Genomic DNA, 25,472 nt, shown 5'->3' on the forward strand with positions numbered 1-25,472 from the left:
ATTCTCCTATTCTAGTAATCCAGTGATGTATGCTTTCATTATTTTGTGTGTTTCCTCCAATGTTTCGGAGGGTTCGTCTACCCGGGCATGTCCATAAAACATATCACCAAAATGATCTGCTTCTTCATTTCGTGGAATGACATGCATGTGATAATGTGTCAACTCACTGTAAATCCCCCCATTTTGACAAATCGTCACACCATTCGGTTCATATAATGCATGGATGGTACGTACAACCAGCTGTGAGGCCCTCATAACGGAGAGACTTTCCTCTTCATCCAGTTCTGTCACTTCCGCTTTATGTTTTTTTGGCAGGATCAGTGTATGACCTGAATGGTGGGGAACATGATCCAGTATGCATGTAATAAATTCATTCTCATATACAATATGTACGTTCTCTTCATGATTTGAAAGTCGGCACCCAAGGCAATTTTTCATTTGGACTCCTCCAATACACAGTGGATTTAAAAGGATTTTTATAAAAAGTGTCGAACATTGTTGCATAGCAGCATTTCTTCTATCATCATATCACGTAATGGAAAGGATATCAGAAAATAATGGAAATTACATTAATTAATGAAACACATGCGAAAGACTATTGGAACCTTAGGTTAGAGATGCTGAAGCAGAGTCCTACAAGCTTTGGCAGCAGCTATGAAGAGGCACTCCAACGTCAAAATCCAGTTGAACTGACAAAAAAGAGGCTTTCAAGCGAAGAAAGTTTCACCTTTGGCTGCTTTGTTGAAGATAAACTGTCAGGGGCAGTCACGATGGTACGGGAATCGGCATTGAAAATGAACCATAAAGCTTCCATTTATGCAATGTATGTCACTCCGGCACAAAGGGGCCAAGGATTGGCAAGACGACTGCTGGAAAGGACCATAAACTTTGCAAAGGAAACTGAAGGCATTGAACAGTTGATGATCACAGTCGTTACCACCAATGAAACAGCAAAAGGACTTTATCATTCGTGTGGTTTCAAACCATATGGTACTGAAAAGAGAGCATTGAAATATAATGAGGAGTACTACGATGAAGAGTTGATGGTTATGTTTTTATCATAATGCTTTAATTGTACCAAAAGTCATTTTTTTCACCATTTTAAAAACGGTGGGTCTCAAAAAAGAGATTCACCGTTTTTCATAATACATGATAATCGAAGCTGATTAAAAGAAAAGTGACAACAAAAATGGATGCAATAAAGGCCTTTATAGGATTCAGGTAATGAAGGCGTAACATTAGGAACATAATGCAATAAAAGAGCACCGTCCACCATAGATTCCATCCCTCAAAGTACACGATGGAATCGGTTTTCCCCGCAGCCCATTCAATCAAAGTGGCAACACTGATATATTTTAGGTAGTAGACGAACTTGGTTCTCCATTCTTCAGGAAAATGGCTTAAGAACAGAACCACAAGGCAAGGGTAAGCAACCATTGTATAAAGCGTATCCGTCACAAACATATTGACAAAAAAACCGTCTAATTCCCACACGGCCTTCACTGTATAGCTGAGATACTGATAAAACATATTGAAAAAACTAAAATAGTAGATGGTGGGAAGAAACTCCCTCCACCTACTCCAAGATCCCCATTTCAAGGAACTAAGAACAACCAATACAATCACGGCAATATGAAACATGGGATCCCCCCATAGTATGATACAAATGATTGGTCATAGTTTACCCTTCTATATGGAAATTCATTCCTAAATTTGGATTTGGGTTATTGTCAAGGCTGCTCGCTGCCCATAAATAAATCCGCTACTTTGTTACTGAACTCTCTTAAATAATGAAGATAGTTCTCCCCCCCGTAGTTATAGCGCTTATTATACATCTTCGCCACTACAACGTTTAAAGATGGGATAACAAGAAGTGTTGGTCCCGTCACACCAAGTATTTGATACGAATCACGGGGTACCCGTTCCCCCATTTCGCTTCTCGCACGTGCATCTCCTTGTACATACCAGAAAAGGCCGTTATCTGGAAGGGACTCGTCAATATAAGCCCCATTTTGGATCGAGGTAGATAATTCGATCACCTGGGGTGGAACAACCTGTTCACCTTTCATCCTGCCCTTTTGCAGGTGCAGTTGTCCCCAAAGGGCGAACTCCCGAGCGGAAACGAATAGATTTTTTTCTTTACCATCATTGGTCGTCCCCAGTCCGGAAAGAGATGGTTCCGTTACTTCACCGATAATGTTCACAAGGTTTGCGGCGGATTCAGTCCGCCAGCCCGTTTCTTCTAATCCGATACGTGAAAATATCCGTTCGTCCAATAGCTGAGGAAACCCTTTTCCGTAACATCGCTGAATCAATTCGGTCAAGATCTCCACTCCGATGTTACGATAAGCCCAGCCGGTCCCGGCCTTGAATTCTCTGTACCAATTCCCCTTCTCATCAATATGAAGTCCGTGGGAATGAGTGGCAAGGTGCCGGATGGTCGTACCCTTCACCATTTCAGGATCCAATTCAGGCATATACTTAGAAATCGGATCGTCTAGACTCTCGATGCATTTGTCAAACAACGCAAGGGAAACGGCAAGTCCTAAATAGCTCTTTCGGGCAGAAGCCACATTGAATTGTGAATCGGCCTGGACATTCCTCGCACCCTCTCCGTGGGAATGGTGTCCGCTATAATGCTCTACGATTACATGATTATTTTTAAGGATATAGAGTGCGCCAGCAGAGCTTCCATTTTTTTCTTTGATATCTTCCACCCAGGAAATCAGTTCCTCTGCACGGTGTTCGATTTCCTTCACTCTCTTCCCCATTCTTCCGCTAACATTCCATAGATAACGTGATCTACATAGTGATCGTAAAGCCATTCCCTCTGTCTCAGCTTACCTTCCTCTACAAATCCGAGCCTTTCCGGGATGCTGCGGCTCCGTTTGTTAAATTCAGCAGCGGTTATTTCAACTTTATTCATTTTATAATAATCAAAGGCGTAACTCGTCAACCCTTTTGCAACGGTTGTCATGATTCCTTTCCCTTGATAGCCTTCCCCCAGCCAATAGCCGATATAGGCGACTTTATTAGACCAATTCAGTTCATTGAATCCCGCAACACCGACAATTTCATTTTGATAAACGATCGCAGTCGTTAAACTCTTATTATTGGCAAAACCTTGACGGGTCGCCTTAATGAATTCCTTCGAATCCTCCACTGTTTTTGAGTAGTCCACCCAAGGGAGCCACTCGCGTAAATAGGAGCGGGAGCCATCTGTCAGTTCGAATAACCTTTCTGCGTCTTGTACATCAAGTAGTCTTAATTCCAGTTTATCGCTTAATTGATAGGTAAACATCTTTATTTCCCCTTATCTTTGTTTTATAAGATTATTAGTATTTATGAATCTCATCACCACTTCTGAGAAGTGATTCGCTTCTTCGTAATGCGGTGTATGACCGCTTTGTTTAAAATGGACCCTTTCACCGTTAACGGCATCCAGTTGAAACGTTTGTATATGTTCATCACATGTGACCGGGTCATACTCCCCTGTTAGAAGGAGCATGGGAAGTTTGATGGCTTTAATCTTCTCTAATAAGTTAGAAAAGATGATTCCTTCTTCACGAAGAAGTTGGTAGTGATAATCCGAACGGTCGTAGAAGGTATCCCACTCTTCATCTGTATAGGTAGAATAGTAATCTGTTGGGTTATCAAAATTATGGGTGTAGATTTCCATTCTGTGTTCTTTGAGTTCATCACTGAGACTCATATAGATTTCTGTGAATTCTTTCGGAGAAAGCTCTTTATCCACCAGACTCATCGCTTTATCTTGAAGCTCAGGTTGATTGTACTTTCCGAATAAGCCCGCCGTTTTCTTGAGCAGCCCCTTGGAAGTCAAGGTAAAGTCGAAGGTCGGACATTCAAAGATAAGGCTGTCGATGGAGTCTGGGTACTGTGATCCATAAGCAAGAGCAAGGAACCCGCCAAATGAATGGCCGAGTACAGACCAGCGATCTATTCCCAGCTCCCTCCTCAGTGACTCACAGTCTTCAACAAGATCTTGAAAGCCAAAGGGTTCACCTTCCTCAATGGCTTCCGACCGGCAGACACCCCGCTGGTCGATTGCGACAACAAATAAATCCTTACCGAGTCTTTCACCCTGATGGAACGAGAAATCATAACAGCTCTCCCCCGGTCCACCATGTAAATACAACAAAACCGGGTTCTCAATAGATCCGTACGTTTCAACATGAAGACCCTTTCCCCGGATTGTCATGATGGTTGCTTTCATTACTTAAACCTCCCATTTTAAGAGGGACGGACCTTCATACATATAATTATGGTAAACTACTACTTCTTCATGAAGGTCCGTCCCTCTAATTGAATGTTTATCTGAAGGTTTGTGTTACCTTCCCTTTTCCATTCTGGACTTCCACTTTACCGGAAGCCCCATTGATGAATGTAATCTGTGGCGGCTGATGACCACAGTCGATATCATAGACCACCGGGATTTGTAACTCGTTGGCGATTTCATGATAAACATCTTCTGCTGTATAGCCGTCCACTGGATTATTAGCTGCACTTCTACCAAATAGCAGCCCTGAAGTATGGTCTAACCATCCTGCGAGTTTCATTTGTACGAGTGTTCGGCGTAAATCTGCCGTATTGATCTCGCAGTTTTCGAAATACCAAATAATCGGCTCATCGACTATATGTTTCTCCCTGAAAGAAGCCACATCCCCGTATGGTGTGCCGATAAGGTTTCTGATCACATCGATGCAGCCTCCGAGGACTCGGCCTTCCATCTCTACCTGCCCGCCTCCGATGGTTTTCCAGACTGTGGGTTCCGTTAAATGAAATACTTGTGGTGAAGGCTTTTCATGATTCCATTCTTTTTGATACTTCTGGGATGAGTATTGGGTGACCGAAGAGCCTTTTTCGGTGGTAAGGACATTTTCCCATTGCTTAGTCGTAGGATCAGTTTCCTCTCCTCTCAAGTCAATGAGGTTGGTCCCATGTGCCGTCGCCATCCCTGTCTTTAACGTTAATGCAAGTAAGAGGGCGCTGATGTCGGAATATCCAAGCACCCACTTAGGCTTGATTTGTTGATAGTCGATTAAATCGAGGACTTCTATGAGGAGCTCTCCTCCCCAAGGCGGAGTGATGAGTGAAATCGAATCATCCTGAAGCATTTTGTTTAATTCGGCTGCTCTCTCTTGAGCAGGAGCAGACTTTGCCTTGTGCTGCTTCCAAACGGTTTCACCACATTTTATGGTGTACCCCGCTTCTTCCATTTTAGCTATCGCTTTCTTCAGTAAATCGTGGAGCTCATGTGGCACGCCAGAAGAAGGTGCGGTCAAGCCCACAGTAGAATGTTTCGTAAGTAATGGATATGTAATCAACTCTATCCCCTCCCAGTGGTTTACCCGATTTTACCAGATTGGTAGAGTGGGGACAAGAATTATTTTCCATTTCGAGGGACGGACCTTCTCCATTCATATTATGGTAAACACAGATTGATAGACGAAGGTCCGTCCCTCAGTACAACAATTATTTACAATAATTTGAACGATTTGAAAAGGTTCGTGGGTTTTGGGGTGTTTGGGAGTTTTGTATGGTAGAATGATTTGGTTGCGTAAAATTGGTTTTATGGAGGTACTATTTTGAAAAAGAAGACGGTGAAACAAAGCCTGGCGGTTTTGATGGTATCATTTATGGCCATGACGCCTTTTCAGCAGACGGCGCATGGGAAATCAACAGTTGAGATCAATGCAGATGCTGCAATATTAGTTGAAGCAGATACAGGAAAGATTGTTTATAGTGAACATGAAGATAAGGCACTCGGTATTGCGAGCATGACGAAAATGATGACGGAGTACCTTGTGTTAGAAGCGATTGAAAAAGGAAAAATAACATGGGATCAAACGTATAAAGTAAGTGATAAGGTATATCAATTAGCCAATGCCCCCGGACTAAGCAATGTTCCATTGAGAGCAGATGAAGAATATACGGTAAGGGAATTGTACGATGCCATGGTCATCAAGTCCGGTAACGGTGCCGCGATTGCGCTTTCTGAGGTGGTGGCAGGTTCTGAAGGGGAATTTGTGAAGATGATGAACGCCAAGGCGAAGGAACTTGGCTTTGAACATTATCAATTCGTCAATTCCTCCGGGCTCAGTAACTACGATATGCTGGGGATGTATCCTGAAGGAACCGATGTGAATGATGAAAATGTGGTCTCAGCGGAAGATATGGCAACCCTTGCCTATTATCTCATTCATGATTATCCGGAAGTATTGGAAACATCAAGCCTCACTTCTAAAGTATTCCGACCTGGGACGAGTGAAGAACTGGTCATGAAAAACACAAATGGCCTATTAAAGGGTAAATCCTATCATTACAAAGGTGCAGACGGTCTGAAGACAGGTACGACTCCATTTGCCGGTTCCACCTTTACCGGTACGGCAAAAAGAAATGGTATCCGTTACATTACTGTCATTCTTGACGCCAAGGATAAGTATGGTCAGCCTAGCAGTGCAGAACGCTTTATTCAAGCAAGAGAACTCCTCAATTACGGTTTTGATGAATTTAAGACTGTAACCTATGACCTGGACAGCATTGAAAAGAAAAAGAAGCATACCCTACCGGTTCCGAACGGGAAAGAGCAGGAAGTGACAATCAAGGTCGACAAACCCCTCTCTATCCGCTTAACGGACGAGGAGAAAGACAAGGTGAAAACCACACTGAATCTCGATGAAGAAAAAGTCAACGAGGATGGATCCCTTCAAGCTCCTATTGAAAAAGGAGAAAAAATCGGGGAATTGGTTATCGATACAAATGAAAAAGAAGAATATATCTTTGACAGGAAGTCCTCAGATTATAAAGTGGATGTATATGCTGCAGAATCCGTTAAGAAAGCGAGCTGGATTGTTCGAAGTGCACGTGGCATCCAGGATTTTTTCGTTAATCTCTTCTAACGGATAGGTCAACCTTAATGTCCGGGTTAGATTTAGTGTTTGCTTTTCTATCCCTTTCGTGTCAAACTTATTTAGTCAAGGATTTAGAAAGCAGGTGGCATAATGATCGAAGTAAAACTATCGTCTCTTAGCGACGGAGATCTTAATCGTGGAGTTTTTGCAAAAAGAGATATAGCCAAAGGAGAACTGGTTCACGAAGCACCAGTCATCCCATACCCGAACGAGGAACATGAACATATTGAAAAGACGTTCCTGGCGGATTATGTATTTGAATATGGAATCAACCACACAGCACTTCTACTGGGATACGGAATGTTGTTCAACCATTCATATACACCGAATACAGTTTACGAAATCAATTTTGATAATCATACTTTCGACTTTTATGCTTATAAAGATATTCAAGCCGGAGAAGAGCTGCTTATTAACTACAATGGCGAAGTGGATAATGATGAGCCACTTTGGTTTAATAAAGATAAGAACGAAGAAGAATAAAAGAAGGGACTTCCATGTGGAGGTCCCATCTTTTATTTATAGAGGGACGGACCTCTATAAATGCTCCTGATCTGATTAAGAAACCGCATAAAACCTTAATTCTTCATGAAAATAGTATGTTAATTAGAGGTCCGTCCCTCTTCCAGCTTCGCGAGGATTCTTCTTTTACGATAGAGCATGCGACCGGTCTCTCCAATGTCTTTGATCATGGATTTATTGATGAAGGAGCCGAAGAGGATACCGGCGATGGGAATCATTTGAAAAAGTTTTTTCCATCCAAAGTTGTCACGAAAGCTGATCATCACTTCCCTCCACCCCTGCAGCTGGGAAAGGGTTTGCTCTCTTTTATCCTTCTTCTCGCCATTAAAATCTTCCAGTTCTTGAAGGATGGCTTGTTTCCCTACAATGTCCGATGAAACAAATTGTAGGCATTTAATGATAAAAATGCGCTCCTCTTGATCATTGGGATCATAACCGTAGCACAGGGCTATTTCTTGAAGGGTTTTAAGTGATATGCCCAGAATGAATGGGATATCGATACTTAATGTCAGAAAACCACCGATCCCTGTCGTGGCACCTTGGGTCATCGCCACCTTTTTCCTCAGATCCACAATTCCTTCACTCACTCCATCCATGTAGTTAAGGGGAAGCGCTCCTATTTCCTTTAGGGTTAAATCAGACTCTCCCGTTTTTTTGATGAATCGATTCAGGACTTCCTTCTCACTTGTGAGATGACTCCCGCCTTTTTGTATGTAGCTTCCTATCTCATCCAATGCCTGCCCGATTTTATTATGTACCATTTGAGGGGTGATTCTATCAAGAATCATGAATGGAATCCTTCCGAGTTTCTCCCAGAACCACAATCCTTTCTGATCATCTGCCCATTCATTGACAATCTCAAGTTCTTTTAACAAGACTTCTCTCGTTTCTTCTTGATGCATGTTACAGCTCCTTTCGATTTCGTATAAAAAAACAGGCAGCTAAGCCTGTTTTTTTAACGTATTTTAAACGGGGTCTCCGGTTTTTTCTTCTAAGATTTCCACTTTGATTGTGCGTACCCGGCGGTTATCCACTTCTTCTACGCTCACCTTTAAGTTTTCATAATCGAAGCTGTCACCTTCTGATGGGAGATCTTCAAAGCTTTCAACGACCCATCCCCCAAGTGTATGGTAAGAGCTTTCCGGCTCTGGTACGTCGAGTAACTCTGTGAATTCATCCAATTGATATTGGGAATCGAATTGATATTCTTTATCGCTGATTTTCCTCATGGAATGAGTTTTCTCATCCTGCTCATCCCAGATTTCCCCTACAATCTCTTCCAGGATATCTTCAAGGGTGATGATTCCGGTAGTTCCACCAAATTCATCCACTACAATGGCCATATGCACATTGTTCTTTTGAAGCTTAGTAAGAAGGGAAGAGATTTTAACCGATTCAAAAATGAACATTGGTTCCCGGATCAATTCCCGTATGTTTACTTCACCGAACTTGATCAAGTGAGTAAAGAACTCTTTTTCCGAAAGGATTCCGATAATGTTATCGATATGATCCTCATATACAGGAATCCGTGAGAAACGTTCTTCGAAGAACATTTCTTTGATTTCTTCAATCGGCTGATTCACTTCAACGGCCTTGACATCGATACGGGGAGTCAGGACCTCGGTAGCAAGGATATCATCAAAGTCCATTGAGCGATGGATCAGCTCCCTCTCTTCTTTATCGATGACTCCTTCTTCTTCACTAATATCAAGCATTACCTTTAACTCTTCCTCTGTGACTGACGGCATCTCGTGATCTTTCGAGAAGAATTTCGATACCAACTCCTTTAATTTTATAAAAAAGAAGTTGATCGGTGTAAGGACCTTGATTAAGAAAAAAAGCACGCCGGATATGGTCAGGGAATACGTTTCTGCGTTTTCTTTCGCCAATGATTTCGGGAGGATTTCTCCGAATATCAGAATTAACAGCGTCATGACAAACGTACTGATGACAAGTCCCGTGTTCCCTCCGAAAATATCTGTCGCAAGCTTTGCTGAAATACTTGCTGCCGCGATGTTCACGATATTGTTCCCGACTAATATCGTAGACAGTGCTTTATCAAAATTCTCAGCAATATAATGCGCTTTGATGCTTCCTCTTCTTCCTTCACTTACGAAATTCTTAAGTCTGATCTTATTTACGCTTGAGTAAGCCGTTTCCGCCGATGAGAAAAAGGCAGATAAAAGGATTAATGCTCCAAGTAATACTAATGAATTCAGTGGTATATCGTCCAAAAAAAAGTCACTCTCCTGTAGTTGCTTATCTATTATGCTGGATTAACCAGAAAAAACCATTAATGTTTGAAATAAGGCTAAAGCCTGTGGGGTAACCTGCTTCAACATGCGATTGCGGTCTTCATCCCCTAATGATTCCATCGCCTGCAGGACTTCATGTAATTCATTATGCAAATGCTTCATTTCATCTCGAATATGTGTTACCTGCTTTTCAAGCACGGATTGATCCACCTGATTGGATTTCAATAAAATCATACGATCTTTGATTTCATGTAGGCTCATTTTCATCCGCTGACATTGTTCAATCAGTTTCAAGTCAGCTAATGCCTCTTCATGATAATATCGATAATTATTACGGGACCTGCCGCATTTTAATAAACCCATTTTCGTGTAATAATCAATCGTTCGCTTTGATACTTCACTTAACTTCGACAGCTCGCCTATTCGATACAACTTCCCAAGTGATCACCTCTAGAGTAGTATACTGCATTTTAACAAAACCGTACAGTTAAACGTTACGGTTTGAGGGACGGACCTCAATAATCCATCTATTTTTAGAGGTAAATGCTTTATAACAAGGGATTTCACTTGAAATAGTGAAGTATTTTGAGGTCCGTCCCTCTATTGGTTGTAAGGCCTTCTTAATCGTAAGAATGGCACTACGTGAATGACGCATGCTGCTACTATCATCAATACTCCCACCACTTGGAACAACCGGAATAATGTGTTCCCACCCGCAGTAGGTGATGAGGAAATGACATAACATAACGTAAGATAGATCGCACCAAGTAGAGCGAGGAAAATCCGGAAACCTGATTGTTTAAATAACTTAAATCCAATCAGTATGAAAAGATAACTGGCGCTGATTATCATCATACCCGGGTAAAGTGGCGTGAACTTCGCCGCATATACAAAGAAATCAAGGGCCACAATATCATTCTGACCCGTTACACTTTCATGAACCATCTCACTAAAAGGAGCCGAATACCTCCACTCCCAGGAATGGTCCAACAATGCACTCCCCTCATACCAACTAACCAGAGTCGAAAAACCGAGGACAAGCAATCCGATTCCTACTTGTGACCAATATTTAATAGACATAATCTTCTCCTTTCCTTTGAGGGACGGACCTCAATAATTTCTCTTTTTATGTAAGAAAGTCCTTTCATACCAAAGGTTCACCCCCGACATAAAGTGCCAAATTGAGGTCCGTCCCTCAATTCAGATACTATGAACTTTCACCATTGACCATTTTGTATCCCACTGTTTTTCCAGCACTCTTTTTTCATAAATGGACGACAGTGCCTCTTTTTCTTTGAAAGGTGGAGTCGGCTTTATTTGAAGAGAAAGCAAGTCTTCTATCCCCCAAGGGGCTGTCAAGATAAGCTCATTTTTCTCGTTCAGTTTCAGAGCAATAGAGGCGGCAGTCTCCGGAAAACGGGAAATGGCATCAATCGAGGAGGTATATGGCGCTTCTCCATTTTTATTATGCATTCTTGCCTGGTTTTTCACAGACCACGGTTCGGAGGGAGCTTCCTCCTTCAATCGGGATTCTATATATTTCTCATATAGTTCATCTGTATTTGAAGCATCAAAATACACGACATCAATATCAGGCAAGTCCGTTTTGTTTGAATACCCATGCAGTGTATCCCACACTTTCGTCCTGACGAAACCTGCACAGATCCACCAGTCAGGCAGGTGCAGTTTATGTGCTGTTTTAAGAACTTCCATCATCCAGGGATCTTGTTCAACAAGCTCCAATATATCATGTTCTGACTTGATCACGTTATTCTCTCCTCGTTCAATTTCTACATCCTTTTGAAGTCATTCGAACGACTTTGAATTTCTGATTCAGTTACCATATGTATTGTTTTTAGGTTCAGCCTTCAATGTTGTCAAAAGAAAATGCCAGGAAACTTTTCCTGGCATTTTTTCTATCACTGCCCACCGTTAAACCAGCTGCTCGCTTTTACACGTTCTTCTTCCTGCAGTTGCCTTTCGTTTTGATTACCGGCTTCGAATGTATTCTGGGAGAACTTACGTCTAAGAAGACCACTTATTATACCGAACACAACGGCAATTCCTATAATCCACCATAGCATGTGCACTGCACCTCCAAAAGGAATACTTTCCTTACCTATATCTACGTTTGAAAAAGCGGCAGGTTTCATATTTGACAGAATTATTCTTCTGTTGTTCCAGGTTCTCCTGTGTTTTCCAGTTCATCGGCATTACGGACTTTCTCTTCTGTTGAAGAGTTGTAGTAGCCTTGTTTTTCATATTGCTTTTTTAACTCGAAGTATTTGTCCATAGCTCTTTTGGCGATGGTTTTGTTTACATACGGATCTTTATCCTGATGTGAATATGGGAGAACCACTGAGAATGCTACTTCAGGATTGTCATATGGTGCATAGCCGATTAATGTAGTGTTATAGGTATCATACTGTCTTTTTTCTTCTGGACTGTAGTAAAATGCTTCGGCTGTACCGGATTTAGCTGCAGCATCATATGGAGCGTTTCTAAAATTATTCGCTGTTCCATTTGCTCCATGAGCAACTTGATAAAAGCCTCGTTGGACTTGCTGTATTTCTCTTTCCGTGGCATCAATTCGATTTAAGACCTGAGCTTCATTTTCGTAAATCAAAGGCCCAACCTTATCCCTTTCCTGACTTGGTTCTCGAACTTCTTTCATTAAATGAGGCTCCATCCTGAAACCACCGTTGGCGATTGTGGATGCATATTGCACAAGCTGCATAGGTGTATATAAATCATATTGCCCTATGGCGAAATCCATTAATTTTCCCGGCTCTCTTTCTTTCCCTTTTAACCCTTCAACTTCACCAGGTAGATCGATGCCCGTTTTTACGCCCAGTCCAAACTGACTGTAGTAATTTCGCATGGTATCAAACGCTTTAGGATCCATATCGATGGGCTGGTTCCTGACATATACCCCGCCAGCGATTTTTATTGCAGTTTTAAACATGTAAACGTTTGAGGAAATTTCTAACGCTTGTATATCACTCAAATATCTTGTGCCACTGAACCATGATTTTTTTGTGTCAGTTCCTTTTATTTTTATCGGTTCATCATACAAAACATCCCCAACATTCAACGCCCCAGTCATATACCCCGTCAACACAGTAGCACCCTTTACAGCTGATCCTACTCCATATTCAGAAGTATATGTTCCTAAAGCATAATCCTGTAATTCCGTCTTTCCGTTTTCATCTTTACCATACTTCTTTCCTACCATGGAGAGGATCTCTCCTGTATGCGGATCCATCATGACGACGAATGCACGGTCCAGGAACGGGGATTCCCAATATTTTGAGGCTTGTTTGCTAAGCTCTTCTTCAACAATCTTTTCAATTTCTTTCTGGAGCTGTAAGTCAATTGTTAATACGACATCCTTACCACTATGTCCTTCGCTTACAAGCTGTGTATCAAGGACGCTGCCATTTTTCGTAATGTACTCGATTTCTTCTTTTTGTCCTTTAAGTATATTTTCATACTCTGATTCAAAATAACTCTTTCCAACCCGATCATTCAAAGCATACCCCTGAGCTTTATATTCTTTTACAAGTTCGCTTGGCAGTCCTTGCTGGGAGGTGGAAACACTGCCTAAAATAGTCCTCAGCGTACTATCATTCACATACTTCCTTTCCCAGTCCGTAGTGACGTTCACACCGGGCATTTCAGATAATCGTTCACTCACCCTCGCCATCTCTTCCATCGATACATCTTTATTTTTGATGATCTGTGGACTCAGGGCATACCCCGTATTGAATTCACGGAAAATCGCCAGTACTTCTTCTTCCTGTTTCGAAAAGGAGTTGATGTCCTTTTCAGTGATTCTCTCAAGTTGTATTTCGTAAATCTTTTTGTTTCTCTCATCTTCTGCCAGCTCTTCATCATCTTCCAACTTCTTTATTTCTTCTTTTGAAACAAGCTTTTTCGCTTGATCAGGATGAGTGAGGAGCCAGAAATCCTGACGGTCTCGATCGGTAATTTTATTTGTATCCATTTCAATCAATTCAGCTAATTTCTCGGCAACCTTCAGCATATCTTTAGGCTTCGTCGTTTGCGTTCTCGTGTATGTAATGGCATTCAGTGGAACGTTGTCGACGATGACATTCCGATATCGGTCATAGATTTTCCCTCTCGGAGGTGTTCCATTATGGGATTTGACATTTTCAGTTCTTGCGACTTCTGCTTCATAATGGTTTCCCTGCACGATTTGTACAATTCCAAGACGAAGAATCAGAAGTGAAAATAGAAAAAAGACCGAAATAAACAATAAATTCATTCTCAATGGGACATGAGTTTTTTTCTTTTTCTTCTTTTCCTTCAATTTGTATAACCCCTTTTAAGCTCGTATTTTACCAAAATATGATAATGTTCTAGTCCTATTTTATAGAAAATTCGACTACATTTCTACCTCTATATGGAATAAATCCCATTAAACTTACTTCATTGGGTATTGATGGTGAAATACAGGGGTGAATATGCATATGTGTGAGGTTTAAGAAACTGCGAAAAATGTCGAAGAAGGAGTGTAGACAAATCGGTTCCGTTTCTTTTAGAATATAGTCGTATTCAAAGCAATAAAAATGAAACCAAAGCTCTCCTTAATGCGTAGAATTGGTAACTAGATGATTGAGAGGTTGAAGGCTGTTATGTTTAGCAAACTGATGTGCAGGTTCGGTATTGGAGCAACAAAAATTGATTTGGTATTGAATAAGAAGGAGTTTCGACCAGGAGATGTCATCAAGGGTGAATACGAACTCACCGGCGGTCGGGTAGAGCAGAAATTAAAGAGGATTGAGACCGATCTTTTACAGTACGACGATAAACGTTCTTCAGTTCTTCATCAGAATACCATACTAAGCTCATCAACGATGAAAGCAAACGAACAACGCACCATTCACTTTTCGTGCAGACTTTCAGATGCATTTCCACCAAGCAGTGAGACGGTTTCTTATAAGTTCGTCACCCGACTTGTCTTTGATGATGGTGTCAACAGCGTCGATCACGATGAATTTCAGATTCTAGTATAATGATATACATGTGAGCCCTTCTATTCGGAAGGGCTTTTGAATGTTAACTAGTTTCATGATCTTTTCCTACCGAAAATCCTTCAAATAATCTTCCACCGTGTGTCTGGAGAACAGTTTCGACCAGCCTCACAATTTCCGTTTTGTCATCTTTTCTATAGAAATGTTCGAAAGCATCTACAAATTCCTTGGCAAATTGCGGATCATACTCATGTAATGCACGGACAATCCAAATGACGATTCGATCTGAGCACGAATTCATGAAGCAATTCACCAATTGAGTTCGCTATGAAAATACTTTCCCCTCTCTTCGTCGAACCGATTAAATCATCAAGGGCATCCGTAAGAAAATATCTCTTCAACCGAATGGTCTCTGCTGACCATTCGGGAGGTCCGTCCCTCAACATATTATTTGCTTCCTGTTTGATTGTGTCGATGATTGTGTGGTCAATGAGTGGAATCCCTTCTGAAACCATCTTTTGTAAGGAGGGCCGGGCCCGTTGGTAGTCCAATTGGAAATAGTGACGGAGGGTTTTTAGGTTATGTACGAATAGTTCTATCGGCCATCCATGAGAAATAAGGGATTCTCGGTATTCGGATTGGAGGTGTTCATCGATGACGACAATATCAAGATCCGATGTTAGTGTCTCTTCTCCTCTCACGACACTTCCTCCGAGAAGGGCAGCTTGACAGGCGGGAAATTGTTCATGGATGAAAAGCTTTGCGGCTTCAATTGGTGTTGGTCTTATCATATCTAACATCCCTTTCTCCCTGGAAGATGAGTTCTTCCAAGAAAAATAACACTAAATCATATCTTTCCAATGATAAATGCTTCATATAAGTATAGTTTCCTGTCTTTTTTTAATAAACAGACATGCCTTTCAAATAGATTCTGTAAATTCTTCTTTTTCCTTTCTACGCCCTAAACTGTGTCCGATCACGATTCCTATAATCAGGATAAACAGATAATCCGTTTCAAAACCTTCCGTGAAAAAACCTGTGATTCCCCATCCCAGGATGGCACCGAATATGACTAAGAAAATGGATTTCATATCACTTCATCCTTCCTAATAGAATCCCACCATCGTAAGCAGTCCGACTCCGATGATGGTGGTTAAACCGCCTGAGACAATTGCAATAAAAAGGATGCGTATTTGTCGTGTTTCAACCCATATACTGAAGGCAACCACTATGGTGAGGATGATCCCGAAAAAAACGGCCGTATATGGATTGGACGGGGCTAAAAGATCGTTCCAATTCAACCAGTTCATTCGCTACACTCCTTTAGTATGTATCTCGGCTATCTAAACATCTTTATTAATAAGTATATCAAAGGAAGACCATAATATGGGATTAAATTGTTCTGTTCTGATTAGAAAGTAACCGTCGAATGATCCTAGTAAAATTTACTATATATTGATAACACGGTGTTCCTTCAATAGTGGTAACAACTACCTGTTTAAAAATTAACAGAATTATATTTCAATAGAACTATGAAAACTTTAAAATTTTTATCTATCTTATTGTTGTCTGTCACTTTTGTCATTGGATTTGGCCATTCTTCCAAAGTTGCCGCTGCCGGTACCTACACGGTCACTTATGGGGATACGATGTGGAAGATTGCCGTGAAACATCAGGTTGGAGTATCCGAGCTGATTTCAGCAAACCCCGGGATCAGTAACCCGAATATGATTTATCCTGGTCAAAGCATAAATATCCCAGGAGCAAATGCCACTGCTGAAAGTTATACATATGAAGTAGTGAAACTCGTAAATATGGAGCGTTCAAAAGTGGGTTTACCCCCATTGAAGGAAAATTGGGAGTTGTCCCGTGTCGCTCGCTATAAGTCGGAAGACATGATTGCGAAGAACTACTTCAGTCATACATCCCCGACATACGGATCCCCATTCCAAATGATGAAGGACTTCGGGATTTCCTACCAGGCAGCAGGAGAAAATATCGCTGCAGGTCAAAGGACTCCATCTGAAGTGGTAGAAGCGTGGATGAACAGTGAAGGTCATAGAAAAAATATCCTCTCCCCAACTTATACAGAAATTGGGGTAGGTTATGTGAAGGGTGGATCGTACGGTCATTATTGGACTCAAATGTTCATAAAAAGATAATGAATGATAATTGTAGACCCTGGTACTGTACCGGGGTCTCTTTTTAATGTTTTCCCTCTTTCATCTAGTAAGTGCTGCGGCTGATTTCAAGAATAACCGTGAAGCCATTGCCATATGTAGAAATAACTTCTTGAACGTAAACGGCATGCGTTCCTAATTCTTCCCTCTTTTGGGTTACCAGCGTTTGCAACAAGGCTGCGAGTGATTCATCTTCCCCTAACACAATTTCAATAAATTCCTGATCCTTCATTTTTCCCACTCCCTTTCCTCTCTCTATACGAATGAAATGTGGCTGGAGTTTCGTGTTTTTTAAAAATGGTTTAAATAAATGGAAATAAAAAAAGAGCCAACATAATGTTGACTCCCTCTATTATTAAAATGTATGTGCTAAATCTTTTGCTCTTGCAATGGCATTCTCTTTGATTTCAGCGGCTTTATCAGGCATGGCTGCATGTCCTTCCACAAATAATCCTTCGAATGAAGGAACGCCATAGAATTGCATCATTACTTCCAGGTAGCGGTGTCCCATTTCCATTGCGGCTGCCGGGCCCTCTGAGTAGATTCCTCCACGTGCTTGAATGTGAAGAGCTTTTTTGTCTGTCAGAAGACCAACCGGTCCCTGCTCCGTATATTTGAAGGCTTTACCTGCCACTGATACAGAGTCAATATATGCTTTCATTACTGGAGGGAATGAGAAGTTCCAAAATGGTGTAACGAAAATATATTTATCAGCTTCGACAAACTGATCCGATAATTCACCAAGTCGGCCAACCTTTGCCTGTTCTTCTTGAGAAAGTTCTTCGAATCCTTTACCTGATTGTAGTTTGCCCCAGCCGCTGAATACGTCAGCATCGATTTGTGGGATGTTTTCCTTATATAAGTCCAAAGTAATAACTTCGTGACCAGGATTTGCTTCCTTATACGCGTCGATAAATGCCTTCCCTACAGCCATGCTGTAAGATTGTGTGTCATCGTGTGGATGTGCTGTAATATATAATACCTTCGTCATGTTGAATCGTCCCTTTCTGAATGTGAAATGATCCTTATCAAGGTTTTGAAATGATTTGAAATCATGTATCTCGAACCGTGATAGTCTTAATTCAAGATTAATATTATAGGATATTATCTTGAATTACAAATAAAAAGCTTTCAGTCAAAAAAAATAAGGAATTAGTCACATGAATGAGACTGATTCCTTATAAAAAACTTAATCACTGTCAGGATATGTTTTTAGTAAAAAGGAGACAGACTGATGAATCAATTGCTTTAACACCGATTCATCAATGTCTGCTACTTTATTTATGTACACACACGCCTTACCGGATGTATGCTTCCCGAATGACTCCAGGAGCTTAGCTCTTTCAGGGTCACCTGTTGCAAAATATAAGCTTATTTTGGCCTTCCTCGGTGAAAACCCCACTAATGGAGCATCTCCCTCGTGACCCGTTTTGTATTTATAATGATAAGAACCAAATCCGATGATACTTGGCCCCCACATCTTTGCTTCAAAGCCGGTTGTTTCACTGAAAATATCCAGTAGCCGATAAGCATCCTCCCTTTTTTTAGGATTTTCCACTCCCTCAATAAATTCTATGACACTCGCATCATTTTGTTTCGTTTTCAATTCATACATTTGACCAGCTCCTTTTTCCTTTTCACCCTAACCCACTACTTCTCTTATCGACCTGGAGATTCCTGCATGGTGTCTTATTATATAGAAATTATACAAGTGTTTCTTATCCGTTGACATCAATCTCTGTTTCATTTATGATTGTGTCATAATTTAATATTCTCCTAAAGGGGAGTAGCTGTAACAATAAAGTCGTCATTACAGAGTTCATGCTCTCGGCTTTATTGACAACCATGTTGTTAGCGAGACCTTTACCAGTTGGTGAAGGCTTATATATGTCCAGAAAAGACCTTTACCTCCATTGGTAAAGGTCTTTTCTTTATTATTTCACTTTGAAAGGAAGTAATGGACGATGAAAAAATTAAAATCAAACCTCTCTCAATTAATAGAAGAAAACAAAGAAGAAATTATTAGAAATCGACGGGAAATGGACAAAATCGAAGAAAAAGTCGATATGAAATATACTACTGCCAAAAAGGAGCATGCTTAATGATACTGCGTAAATACATGTCCCTCTTCGGTGTCGGGTCAGCGAATATTGATCTTGTCCTGCCTAAAACCTCATTTAAACAAGGAGAACTTTTACATGGTTACTTCTTTTTAGAAGGTGGCATCATCGAACAAAAGCTGAGGCGGGTTGAATGTGATTTAGTGATGATTGATAAGAATGGAAAAGAAGAGAAACTCATTGATTCTACCACTATATTAAAATCGGATATTATCAGGGCAGATGAACGAAATAAACTGTCATTCACCTACCGGATTCCCCAAGGAGTCCATTATTCTCAAGATGGCGTCCGTTACTTGTTCAAGACGAAGCTGACGTTTGACCAGGGGGTTGAAAGCGTGGATGAAGATTATATTTCAATTGAATAGAAGAATGGCTCGCAAACGTCTGCGAGCCAATTTTATCAAGTGTTTTCTTTCTTAATGTCCTCAAGTAGTGAAATGATCCTTTCATGCTGCTCGATCATCGTCTGATTCTGCTTCCTGAATTTTGTGAAATCAAACGAGAAAATAAGAAGAAACACAGCTAATACCATGATCATCAATTTTAGTCCCCCAATCTCATTGATTCTTTTTATATTTAAAGTAAATCAGCTCAGGATCTCCAGGGTCCAGGTTTTCTATCATTCCGCTTGGAGTGTATCCATTCTTTTGAAAAACTTTTTGCATCTCAATGTTTGACTGATTAGTAGATGAAAAGATTTTTTCCGTTGGGGAATTCTTCTCAAAATATTTCAATAAGGATGACGCATACCCTTTTCTTCTCTCCTCGGGAGCAATGATGATCAGAGAGACAAACGCGTTCTCAAAAAACTGGGTATTGAATAAGAGAAAGCCAGTAGCCTTTCCTTCTTTGATGACCAGACATGCTTGATTCCTTATCGCCTTCTCGATTTCTCCCCTCCTGTTTGCATGCCCGATGACTTGTTGATCAATCGCGACGATCGGTTCCAGATCTGATAATTGAGCATATTTTACCTCTCTCATAACAGTCACGACCTTCTTTTCATTAATGATATGTAAATAAATACTAAGACCAAGATGAGAACTATCATAAGTATCTCTGCATCTCCAATAAAGAAATAACTGTCATCAAAACGATATATTTCTTTTACAGCCGTCATGGTGAAAGATCCCCCTCTATGTAGAAAAGGACACCGAATGAACAGGTGCCCTTTTGTTTTAAAGTGATTTGGACATTAATACATTTGTTACTTCATAACCTGTTTTTTGATACAAGGATATAGCTGTTTTGTTATGACCGAATACATGAAGGGATATTTTCGGGATACCTTTTTCCCTTGCAAACGAGTCCAACGACGCTAACGATTCCTTCCCATACCCTGATCCCCTTTTGCTCTCATGGATCTTAATATCATATATAAAGATTTCCTTTGCTTCATCATTTAAATGAACCCATAAGTTACCCACCATTTCCTTGCTCTCTTCATGAAACAGGGTAAATAAATAATGATCCTTTGTTTCCCTTCCCTCAGGTAAAAGCTTATTAAATTCTTCCTCTGCCTGCTCCAGGGACGTTTCTTTCTTGAAATTGCCTGCCTTCGTTTTTTCTTCTGCATATTCCTTGATGGACTCTTTTATCCAATCGTTATATTCGTTCTCTGTCATCGTTTTTAATGTAATCATAGAGTGATTCCTCCTTTAGTTATTTCCAGCGCTGTCTTATTTCCCTCACTACCATTTCAGGACGGTCCCAATGAAGAAGGTGGGTGGTTCCCGGAATGCATTTTACTTCCCCCCTTGCCTGTACCTTAAAGGTGTCGGCTGTCTTTCTACGGGTTTCAGCAAGATTTTCAGGAAGGGAAGCTCTTAATAATAAAACCGGTTTATCAAGTTTGTGATAAATATCCTCGGCCTCATCTTTATGCATGGCACGGATGATGTGAGCTGCTGTCTCCCCGCGGGCATGCCAATAATATTGGTGATCTTGATAAAGGGAAAGATCTTGAGCGGCCACCATCTTTAAAGAGGACCAATTTAACGTTTCACTCTTAACGAGGGTGAGGAAATCTTCCCATGTTTCCCACGTCTGTTCGAAATCTTTTTCATAATAAGCGACTTCTTCTTCTACGGTTTGTAGTGAATGCCGTTTTCCCTGATAACCTCCATCGATTAACATCAGTTCCATGATCTTTTCGGGATAATCGGCTGCATAAAATAGGGCAACAAAGCTCCCCCATGAGTGAGACAGGAAATAGAATGAATCGATCTCAAGGAGCTCAATGACTTCATTCAGCCATTCTGCCATGTTATTCATTTCATAATTTTCCCCGCGTTCAAATGGTGCAGTCTTTCCATGACCAGGTGCATCGATGGAAATGATTCTATAGTCTTCCTTTAAATCGTTCGCTATTTCTATAAAGCTGAGCCCTGTACTTCCCAAGCCATGAAGACAAAAAATCACTGGTTTCGCAGGGTCTCCCCATTCCGTTACGTGTATTTGCTGGAGTTGTTTTTGAATAAAATAACGTTTAATGGTGTTCATCCCCTATGTATTTCTTTCCATCTCTTATTCTTTTATCTTACCATTATCATCCAACATAATCATGCTAAGTTTTAAAAAAAGGGTTGAAATGGATTTGAACCTAAAAAAGACCCTAAGCAGGGCCTTTCGAAGTGAAGCGCTTTTAATTCGGTTCCACATGAACATGCACATCATACACCTCATGCTTATTCATCAATTCTTCTTCTACCTCGCTTGAAATATCATGTGCCTGTTTTATATCGAGGGTTGACCTCACCAGAATCACTACATCCACGACAGTGTTGTTTCCATAATTTCTTGCCCGAATATCTTTTACACCTTTAACCCCAGGGAGATCGAGGACGGTCTTTTCGTAAGATTCTATAAGCTCTTCATCAAATCCGTCCGTTAAGTAATGGGAAGCTTCTATAAAAATGCCCCACGCGGTTTTACAGATGAGAAGGCCGACAATGACTGCCGTGAGGGGATCCAACCAGGGCAAATAAAATTGAGCACCAAGGATACCGATCACCGTGCCGATGCTTACCCATGCATCTGAGAGATTATCTTTTGCTGTAGCCATAAGTGATTGACTATTAATTTTCTGTGCTAATTTTTTGTTGTATCTATAGACAAGGTACATGACGATTGCAGCCCCAATACCAGTCCATGCGGAAATGAGATCCGGTGCCTGGGTTTTTCCGTCAAATACAGATTGGATCGCATTGTATAGCACCTGTATCCCCACTACCATCATTATAAAGGATGCCAGTAAAGAGGCTACACTTTCCGCTTTCCAATGCCCATAAGGATGATCTTGATCGGCTGGCTTCCTTGAATACCTTAAGCCGATAAGTACTGCAACGGAAGCCACGATATCCGTGGCATTGTTCAAGCCGTCTGCACGTAATGCCTCCGATTCGGCTGTTGTTCCAATGAGGAATTTAATAATTGATAACAGTATATAGGCGATAATGCTTATCAGTGCACCACGCTCACCCAATTTTAACTGATCATATTTTTCTTGGTTCACGATCCTATTCCTCCACATTTGATATGTACCTGAATATCATAGCAACCCCTTCCCATGTGGGTCTATAGCAACCTTCTTTAGTGAAGCTATCTTAATATGAAGAGGTGAACAATGTTTCCGGTAGCAAACTTTTATGAAGGCATAAAAAATAGGACTGTGGGTACAGTCCTGTGTATAATGATTTTTGACTCATTTAGCCCGTGTAGAAAGGCAGCCTGAATCAAATGCATTTGATTCAGGCTGCCTTTCTACACGAGCTACTTTTCAGCTTTGCTGAAAAGCGGGCGAAACTTTAGTTTCGCCCGAATGAGTCAAAAATCTGAGTCTACTCTAGTCAAAAGTCTAATCTATATTTTTTCTGTGCTATTAATCTACAATATCAGCTGAAAAACTAGGCTTCGTCAATCCAGCTTCTTCATAAACAGCAGCCATTTTTTCTTCAAATGAAGCAAATTGTTCATCAGATTCTGTGTATTCTGCGTTTGCTTCGTCTGAAAGATTTGCAGCTCTGGTTTCATATGATTTTGCAAGATCGTCCAATGCCCCTTGGATTTCCTCTTTCTTTGAATCCAGACCAGCAGGTACTTCTAGCCCCTGAACGTCTTCAGCTACGGTTTTAGCAGCTGTTTCAGCTTCGGTTTTAAGTTTGGCAATCTCTTCTGCACTTGGTTTATCCTCTTCTTTAGCTTTTGCGGATTCAAACGTGTAAATAGCTGAATCATTGGCATTCACTGTGTTGATGACTTCTTTTTGAAAGTCTAATAGAGCGGATTTCATTTCCATCTCGTCCGATTTTGCACTTTCTTCAGTTGCTTCAGTGTTTGTCTCTTTTTCCTCTGTACTCCCCTCATCACTACTGCATGCAGCAATAAATAAACTCATAGACAGCAAGAAAAAGGGTAACATCAATTTTTTCATCTGTAATTCCTCCCCATTCATTCGTTCCTACAATTACATATATTACCTTATCACTTAAAATTTGTAAACAAATGGATATCATTTAGTATTATTTGTAACTTTTTAATAGGTAGACATGCTGATTTCCGTACTTTGACGTTAGCCATTAACACGTGGGGCTTCTGTTGCTTAAATGTGTATGAAATTCAGTGATTTGGAAACGATGAATAATGACTTTTGCAAAAGGAGGTGCCTTATTTGGTAACGAAAGAATGTCCTTGTGACCGCTGTACGTGTAAAACGAAAAAAGAATGTGATTGTCCCTGCTGCTGTGAAAAATAAAAAGAAATCCCTGGACGTTGCCCGGGATTTTTTCATTTAAACCCTTACTTTCCCCCCGACTATTTCGTCGAAGTATTGAACGGATTTCATTTCTTCATCCATCCATTCTGTTCTTTTCCATGTTTGCTCGATAAAAACATCTGCAATCATACGTTTTCTTTTTCCGCCAAACGTATAGGCGTCTTTAAGTGCCACCACACTTTCGAAAATATGGACCATCAGTTCTGCCATCCTCTTAGCATGATAGGTCTGTGTATCATGATTAGACGTGGTTACCAGTGTCAATAGTTGTTCTAGCTTCACGATTCCTTCCGTTACGGGGATCGTTAACAATATGAATTCTTCTGGAACAAGGGAAAGCTCATCTTTCATTCTGGTTAAAAAGTATTCATGAGCCCGGTGTTTATTCATTAATCTCAGAACTTCGAGTCCTAGAATATTGGCTGTACCCTCCCATACCGTCAATACCTGGGCATCCCTGAGTAGGCGGGGAAGGACGAAATCTTCAATGTACCCATTTCCACCATGAAGTTCGATTGCTTCATGAGAAAAGTGAATCGCCTGCTCCGCTGATTCTTTCTTCAGTATGGCAATCAGCAAGCGATTTAAAACAGATTCTTCCTCTGTTGTGGGAATGTCATCGCACACGACTCGATCATACAAGTGAACGAGATGGAACACGGCACTGGTTTCCACTTCCTGTTTAGAGGCAAGGCGGGTCAAGGATTCTTTTATCATCGGAAAGTGAGCCAGAGGCTGTCCGAAAGCTTCACGATGGAATGCGTAATTTCTTGCTTCAAGATAGGCTCTTCTCATAATGCCGATCGATGCAACGGCATTGCAAATCCGGGATAAATTGAGTGCTTCCATCATATAGTAGATGCCTCTATCCGGTTCTCCAACCAGATAGGCGTTTGCCCCTTTGAACTCCACCTCCGCTGAAGGCACTGCCCGGACACCCAACTTATCCTTCAGCCTTCGAATGTGGATCCCATTAAGGGAGCCATCATCGTTTCTCCACGGGACAGCAAATAAGCTAAGTCCCTTTGTTCCTTTACCGGATCCCTCTATCCGAGCGAGCACCATAGTCACTCCGCACATCCCAGAATTGGAGGCAAAATATTTTTCTCCCCATAGCTGATAGGATTCACCATCTTGAACAGCCTTTGTATCATTTGCACCGACATCAGACCCTCCCTGTCTCTCAGTTAAAAAGGTCGCCCCCTCATATAACTCGACTTCTCCCGTTGAAAGGACGTGTGGAAGGAACCGGGCTTTCACCTCAGGAGACGCATACCTTTCAAGAAGGAGGGCCGTTGCCATGGAAAGGGTGACCGGGCAATAGAAACCGGGCTCGGTTTGGGACAAAAGGTATCCCTGGGCATAGGAATACATATAATTTCCTTTCCTCCCAAGCCCGGGTATTTCTTTATGGATATACCCGACAATTCCTTTATTGTATGTTTGTTCAACTGTTTTCTTATATCCTTCATTGACCCAGATCTCAGAAATCTCTTCTCCGAATCTGTTGTATTTAATAAGTTTAGGCTGTCCTTCACGGTCTGTATGGACGGCCCGTTCATCAATTTCCCCTGCACATAGCTCGCCGAAAGTGTTCAGCTCATGATCGGCCCACGTGAGAAAATCTTTGTCCAGATAGCTCTCGAGGATTTCTTTTAAATGAGGATCTTCATGATAAAAATTCTCCAT

General features: G+C 41.1%; 32 protein-coding genes and 1 pseudogene. 7 read left to right on the top strand and 26 right to left on the bottom strand.

The features are described 5' to 3' along the window. Positions 1-6: 6 nt before the first annotated feature. A complete protein-coding gene (locus tag N5C46_RS02975; protein WP_261750848.1) occupies positions 7-438 on the bottom strand; it encodes an HIT family protein in 432 nt (143 codons plus the stop codon). 119 nt (positions 439-557) lie between these two features. Here N5C46_RS02975 and N5C46_RS02980 point away from each other — a divergent pair, with 119 nt between their 5' ends. Continuing rightward, positions 558-1,064 carry a GNAT family N-acetyltransferase gene (locus N5C46_RS02980; RefSeq protein ID WP_261750849.1) on the top strand — a complete coding sequence of 169 codons (507 nt, stop codon included), beginning with the start codon at positions 558-560 and terminating at the stop codon, positions 1,062-1,064. Positions 1,065-1,140: 76 nt separating this feature from the next. Here the strand turns inward: N5C46_RS02980 and N5C46_RS02985 are convergent, their stop codons facing one another. The 5 genes from N5C46_RS02985 to N5C46_RS03005 form a co-directional block, all read right to left on the bottom strand. Then, positions 1,141-1,641 (bottom strand): CBO0543 family protein, encoded by a 501-nt coding sequence (locus N5C46_RS02985; RefSeq protein ID WP_261750850.1) that lies wholly within the window; start codon positions 1,639-1,641, stop codon positions 1,141-1,143. Positions 1,642-1,730: 89 nt separating this feature from the next. Next, entirely contained in the window at positions 1,731-2,759 is a 1,029-nt protein-coding gene (locus N5C46_RS02990) for a serine hydrolase domain-containing protein (protein ID WP_261750851.1), read from the bottom strand. After that, positions 2,756-3,301 (bottom strand): GNAT family N-acetyltransferase, encoded by a 546-nt coding sequence (locus N5C46_RS02995; RefSeq protein WP_261750852.1) that lies wholly within the window; start codon positions 3,299-3,301, stop codon positions 2,756-2,758. The genes N5C46_RS02990 and N5C46_RS02995 overlap by 4 nt, the downstream gene beginning before the upstream one ends. 12 nt (positions 3,302-3,313) lie before the next feature. Then, entirely contained in the window at positions 3,314-4,234 is a 921-nt protein-coding gene (locus N5C46_RS03000; protein ID WP_261750853.1) for an alpha/beta fold hydrolase, read from the bottom strand. Between the two features lie 97 nt (positions 4,235-4,331). Then, a complete protein-coding gene (locus tag N5C46_RS03005) occupies positions 4,332-5,345 on the bottom strand; it encodes a S66 family peptidase (protein WP_261750854.1) in 1,014 nt (337 codons plus the stop codon). Between the two features lie 261 nt (positions 5,346-5,606). Between N5C46_RS03005 and N5C46_RS03010 the strand changes: the two genes are divergently transcribed. Beyond that, on the top strand, positions 5,607-6,920 hold the full coding sequence (locus N5C46_RS03010) for a D-alanyl-D-alanine carboxypeptidase family protein (protein WP_261750855.1): 1,314 nt from the start codon (positions 5,607-5,609) through the stop codon (positions 6,918-6,920). Positions 6,921-7,022: 102 nt separating this feature from the next. Next, entirely contained in the window at positions 7,023-7,415 is a 393-nt protein-coding gene (locus tag N5C46_RS03015) for an SET domain-containing protein (protein WP_034759385.1), read from the top strand. Positions 7,416-7,534: 119 nt separating this feature from the next. Here N5C46_RS03015 and N5C46_RS03020 read toward each other — a convergent pair whose 3' ends face one another. The 7 genes from N5C46_RS03020 to N5C46_RS03050 all read right to left on the bottom strand — a co-directional run bounded on the left by N5C46_RS03020 (position 7,535) and on the right by N5C46_RS03050 (position 13,997). Continuing rightward, complete coding sequence (locus N5C46_RS03020; protein ID WP_261750856.1) at positions 7,535-8,356, bottom strand: EcsC family protein; 822 nt, start codon at positions 8,354-8,356, stop codon at positions 7,535-7,537. Between the two features lie 63 nt (positions 8,357-8,419). Beyond that, positions 8,420-9,688, bottom strand: a complete 1,269-nt coding sequence (locus N5C46_RS03025; protein WP_261750857.1) for a hemolysin family protein — start codon at positions 9,686-9,688, stop codon at positions 8,420-8,422. Between the two features lie 42 nt (positions 9,689-9,730). Continuing rightward, a complete protein-coding gene (locus N5C46_RS03030) occupies positions 9,731-10,141 on the bottom strand; it encodes a MerR family transcriptional regulator (protein ID WP_261750858.1) in 411 nt (136 codons plus the stop codon). 168 nt (positions 10,142-10,309) lie between these two features. Then, positions 10,310-10,789, bottom strand: coding sequence for a YjdJ family protein (locus N5C46_RS03035; RefSeq protein ID WP_261750859.1), 480 nt, complete (start codon positions 10,787-10,789; stop codon positions 10,310-10,312). A 120-nt stretch (positions 10,790-10,909) separates the two neighbouring features. Continuing rightward, positions 10,910-11,476, bottom strand: coding sequence for a nucleotidyltransferase family protein (locus N5C46_RS03040; protein WP_261750860.1), 567 nt, complete (start codon positions 11,474-11,476; stop codon positions 10,910-10,912). Between the two features lie 152 nt (positions 11,477-11,628). Then, complete coding sequence (locus N5C46_RS03045) at positions 11,629-11,793, bottom strand: hypothetical protein (protein ID WP_261750861.1); 165 nt, start codon at positions 11,791-11,793, stop codon at positions 11,629-11,631. A gap of 80 nt (positions 11,794-11,873) precedes the next feature. After that, complete coding sequence (locus N5C46_RS03050; protein ID WP_261752261.1) at positions 11,874-13,997, bottom strand: peptidoglycan D,D-transpeptidase FtsI family protein; 2,124 nt, start codon at positions 13,995-13,997, stop codon at positions 11,874-11,876. Positions 13,998-14,367: 370 nt separating this feature from the next. On the opposite strand from N5C46_RS03050, the gene N5C46_RS03055 reads away from it, so the two are divergent. Further along, complete coding sequence (locus N5C46_RS03055; RefSeq protein ID WP_061809274.1) at positions 14,368-14,748, top strand: sporulation protein; 381 nt, start codon at positions 14,368-14,370, stop codon at positions 14,746-14,748. 43 nt (positions 14,749-14,791) lie between these two features. Here the strand turns inward: N5C46_RS03055 and N5C46_RS03060 are convergent. The 3 genes and pseudogenes from N5C46_RS03060 to N5C46_RS03070 all read right to left on the bottom strand — a co-directional run bounded on the left by N5C46_RS03060 (position 14,792) and on the right by N5C46_RS03070 (position 16,016). After that, a pseudogene (locus N5C46_RS03060) lies at positions 14,792-15,506 on the bottom strand (nucleotidyltransferase domain-containing protein). A gap of 120 nt (positions 15,507-15,626) precedes the next feature. Continuing rightward, positions 15,627-15,797 carry a tRNA U-34 5-methylaminomethyl-2-thiouridine biosynthesis protein gene (locus N5C46_RS03065; RefSeq protein WP_261750862.1) on the bottom strand — a complete coding sequence of 57 codons (171 nt, stop codon included), beginning with the start codon at positions 15,795-15,797 and terminating at the stop codon, positions 15,627-15,629. Between the two features lie 15 nt (positions 15,798-15,812). Next, the gene (locus N5C46_RS03070) at positions 15,813-16,016 is read right to left on the bottom strand and encodes a hypothetical protein (RefSeq protein WP_261750863.1); all 204 of its coding nucleotides are present in this window, start codon (positions 16,014-16,016) and stop codon (positions 15,813-15,815) included. A gap of 339 nt (positions 16,017-16,355) precedes the next feature. On the opposite strand from N5C46_RS03070, the gene N5C46_RS03075 reads away from it, so the two are divergent. After that, complete coding sequence (locus tag N5C46_RS03075; RefSeq protein WP_336275581.1) at positions 16,356-16,868, top strand: CAP domain-containing protein; 513 nt, start codon at positions 16,356-16,358, stop codon at positions 16,866-16,868. Positions 16,869-16,932: 64 nt separating this feature from the next. Here N5C46_RS03075 and N5C46_RS03080 read toward each other — a convergent pair whose 3' ends face one another. The 3 genes from N5C46_RS03080 to N5C46_RS03090 form a co-directional block, all read right to left on the bottom strand. Beyond that, positions 16,933-17,118, bottom strand: a complete 186-nt coding sequence (locus N5C46_RS03080; RefSeq protein ID WP_261750865.1) for a hypothetical protein — start codon at positions 17,116-17,118, stop codon at positions 16,933-16,935. 123 nt (positions 17,119-17,241) lie between these two features. Further along, the gene (locus tag N5C46_RS03085) at positions 17,242-17,877 is read right to left on the bottom strand and encodes an FMN-dependent NADH-azoreductase (protein WP_261750866.1); all 636 of its coding nucleotides are present in this window, start codon (positions 17,875-17,877) and stop codon (positions 17,242-17,244) included. A gap of 198 nt (positions 17,878-18,075) precedes the next feature. After that, a complete protein-coding gene (locus N5C46_RS03090) occupies positions 18,076-18,501 on the bottom strand; it encodes a DUF1801 domain-containing protein (protein WP_261750867.1) in 426 nt (141 codons plus the stop codon). Positions 18,502-18,850: 349 nt separating this feature from the next. Between N5C46_RS03090 and N5C46_RS03095 the strand changes: the two genes are divergently transcribed. Both N5C46_RS03095 and N5C46_RS03100 read left to right on the top strand, forming a co-directional pair. Continuing rightward, positions 18,851-18,988, top strand: a complete 138-nt coding sequence (locus N5C46_RS03095) for an FbpB family small basic protein (protein ID WP_261750868.1) — start codon at positions 18,851-18,853, stop codon at positions 18,986-18,988. After that, entirely contained in the window at positions 18,988-19,374 is a 387-nt protein-coding gene (locus tag N5C46_RS03100; RefSeq protein WP_261750869.1) for a sporulation protein, read from the top strand. Before N5C46_RS03095 ends, N5C46_RS03100 begins: the two co-directional genes overlap by 1 nt. A gap of 35 nt (positions 19,375-19,409) precedes the next feature. Here the strand turns inward: N5C46_RS03100 and N5C46_RS03105 are convergent, their stop codons facing one another. From N5C46_RS03105 to N5C46_RS03135, 7 genes are all read right to left on the bottom strand, one after another. Beyond that, positions 19,410-19,547: a hypothetical protein gene (locus N5C46_RS03105; protein WP_261750870.1), complete on the bottom strand. Its 138-nt coding sequence runs from the start codon at positions 19,545-19,547 to the stop codon at positions 19,410-19,412. Between the two features lie 19 nt (positions 19,548-19,566). Next, entirely contained in the window at positions 19,567-19,992 is a 426-nt protein-coding gene (locus N5C46_RS03110; RefSeq protein WP_261750871.1) for a GNAT family N-acetyltransferase, read from the bottom strand. A 195-nt stretch (positions 19,993-20,187) separates the two neighbouring features. Further along, positions 20,188-20,652 carry a GNAT family N-acetyltransferase gene (locus tag N5C46_RS03115; RefSeq protein ID WP_261750872.1) on the bottom strand — a complete coding sequence of 155 codons (465 nt, stop codon included), beginning with the start codon at positions 20,650-20,652 and terminating at the stop codon, positions 20,188-20,190. 19 nt (positions 20,653-20,671) lie between these two features. Further along, positions 20,672-21,502, bottom strand: a complete 831-nt coding sequence (locus N5C46_RS03120; RefSeq protein WP_261752262.1) for an alpha/beta fold hydrolase — start codon at positions 21,500-21,502, stop codon at positions 20,672-20,674. 151 nt (positions 21,503-21,653) lie between these two features. Continuing rightward, positions 21,654-22,523, bottom strand: a complete 870-nt coding sequence (locus N5C46_RS03125; protein ID WP_272501222.1) for a cation diffusion facilitator family transporter — start codon at positions 22,521-22,523, stop codon at positions 21,654-21,656. Positions 22,524-22,889: 366 nt separating this feature from the next. Continuing rightward, a complete protein-coding gene (locus tag N5C46_RS03130; protein ID WP_261750874.1) occupies positions 22,890-23,441 on the bottom strand; it encodes an Hsp70 family protein in 552 nt (183 codons plus the stop codon). Positions 23,442-23,798: 357 nt separating this feature from the next. Continuing rightward, on the bottom strand, positions 23,799-25,472 hold the full coding sequence (locus N5C46_RS03135; protein WP_420720449.1) for an acyl-CoA dehydrogenase family protein: 1,674 nt from the start codon (positions 25,470-25,472) through the stop codon (positions 23,799-23,801).

This window comes from Rossellomorea vietnamensis (assembly GCF_025398035.1).
In the GTDB taxonomy this organism is placed as follows: Bacteria; Bacillota; Bacilli; order Bacillales; family Bacillaceae_B; genus Rossellomorea; species Rossellomorea vietnamensis_B.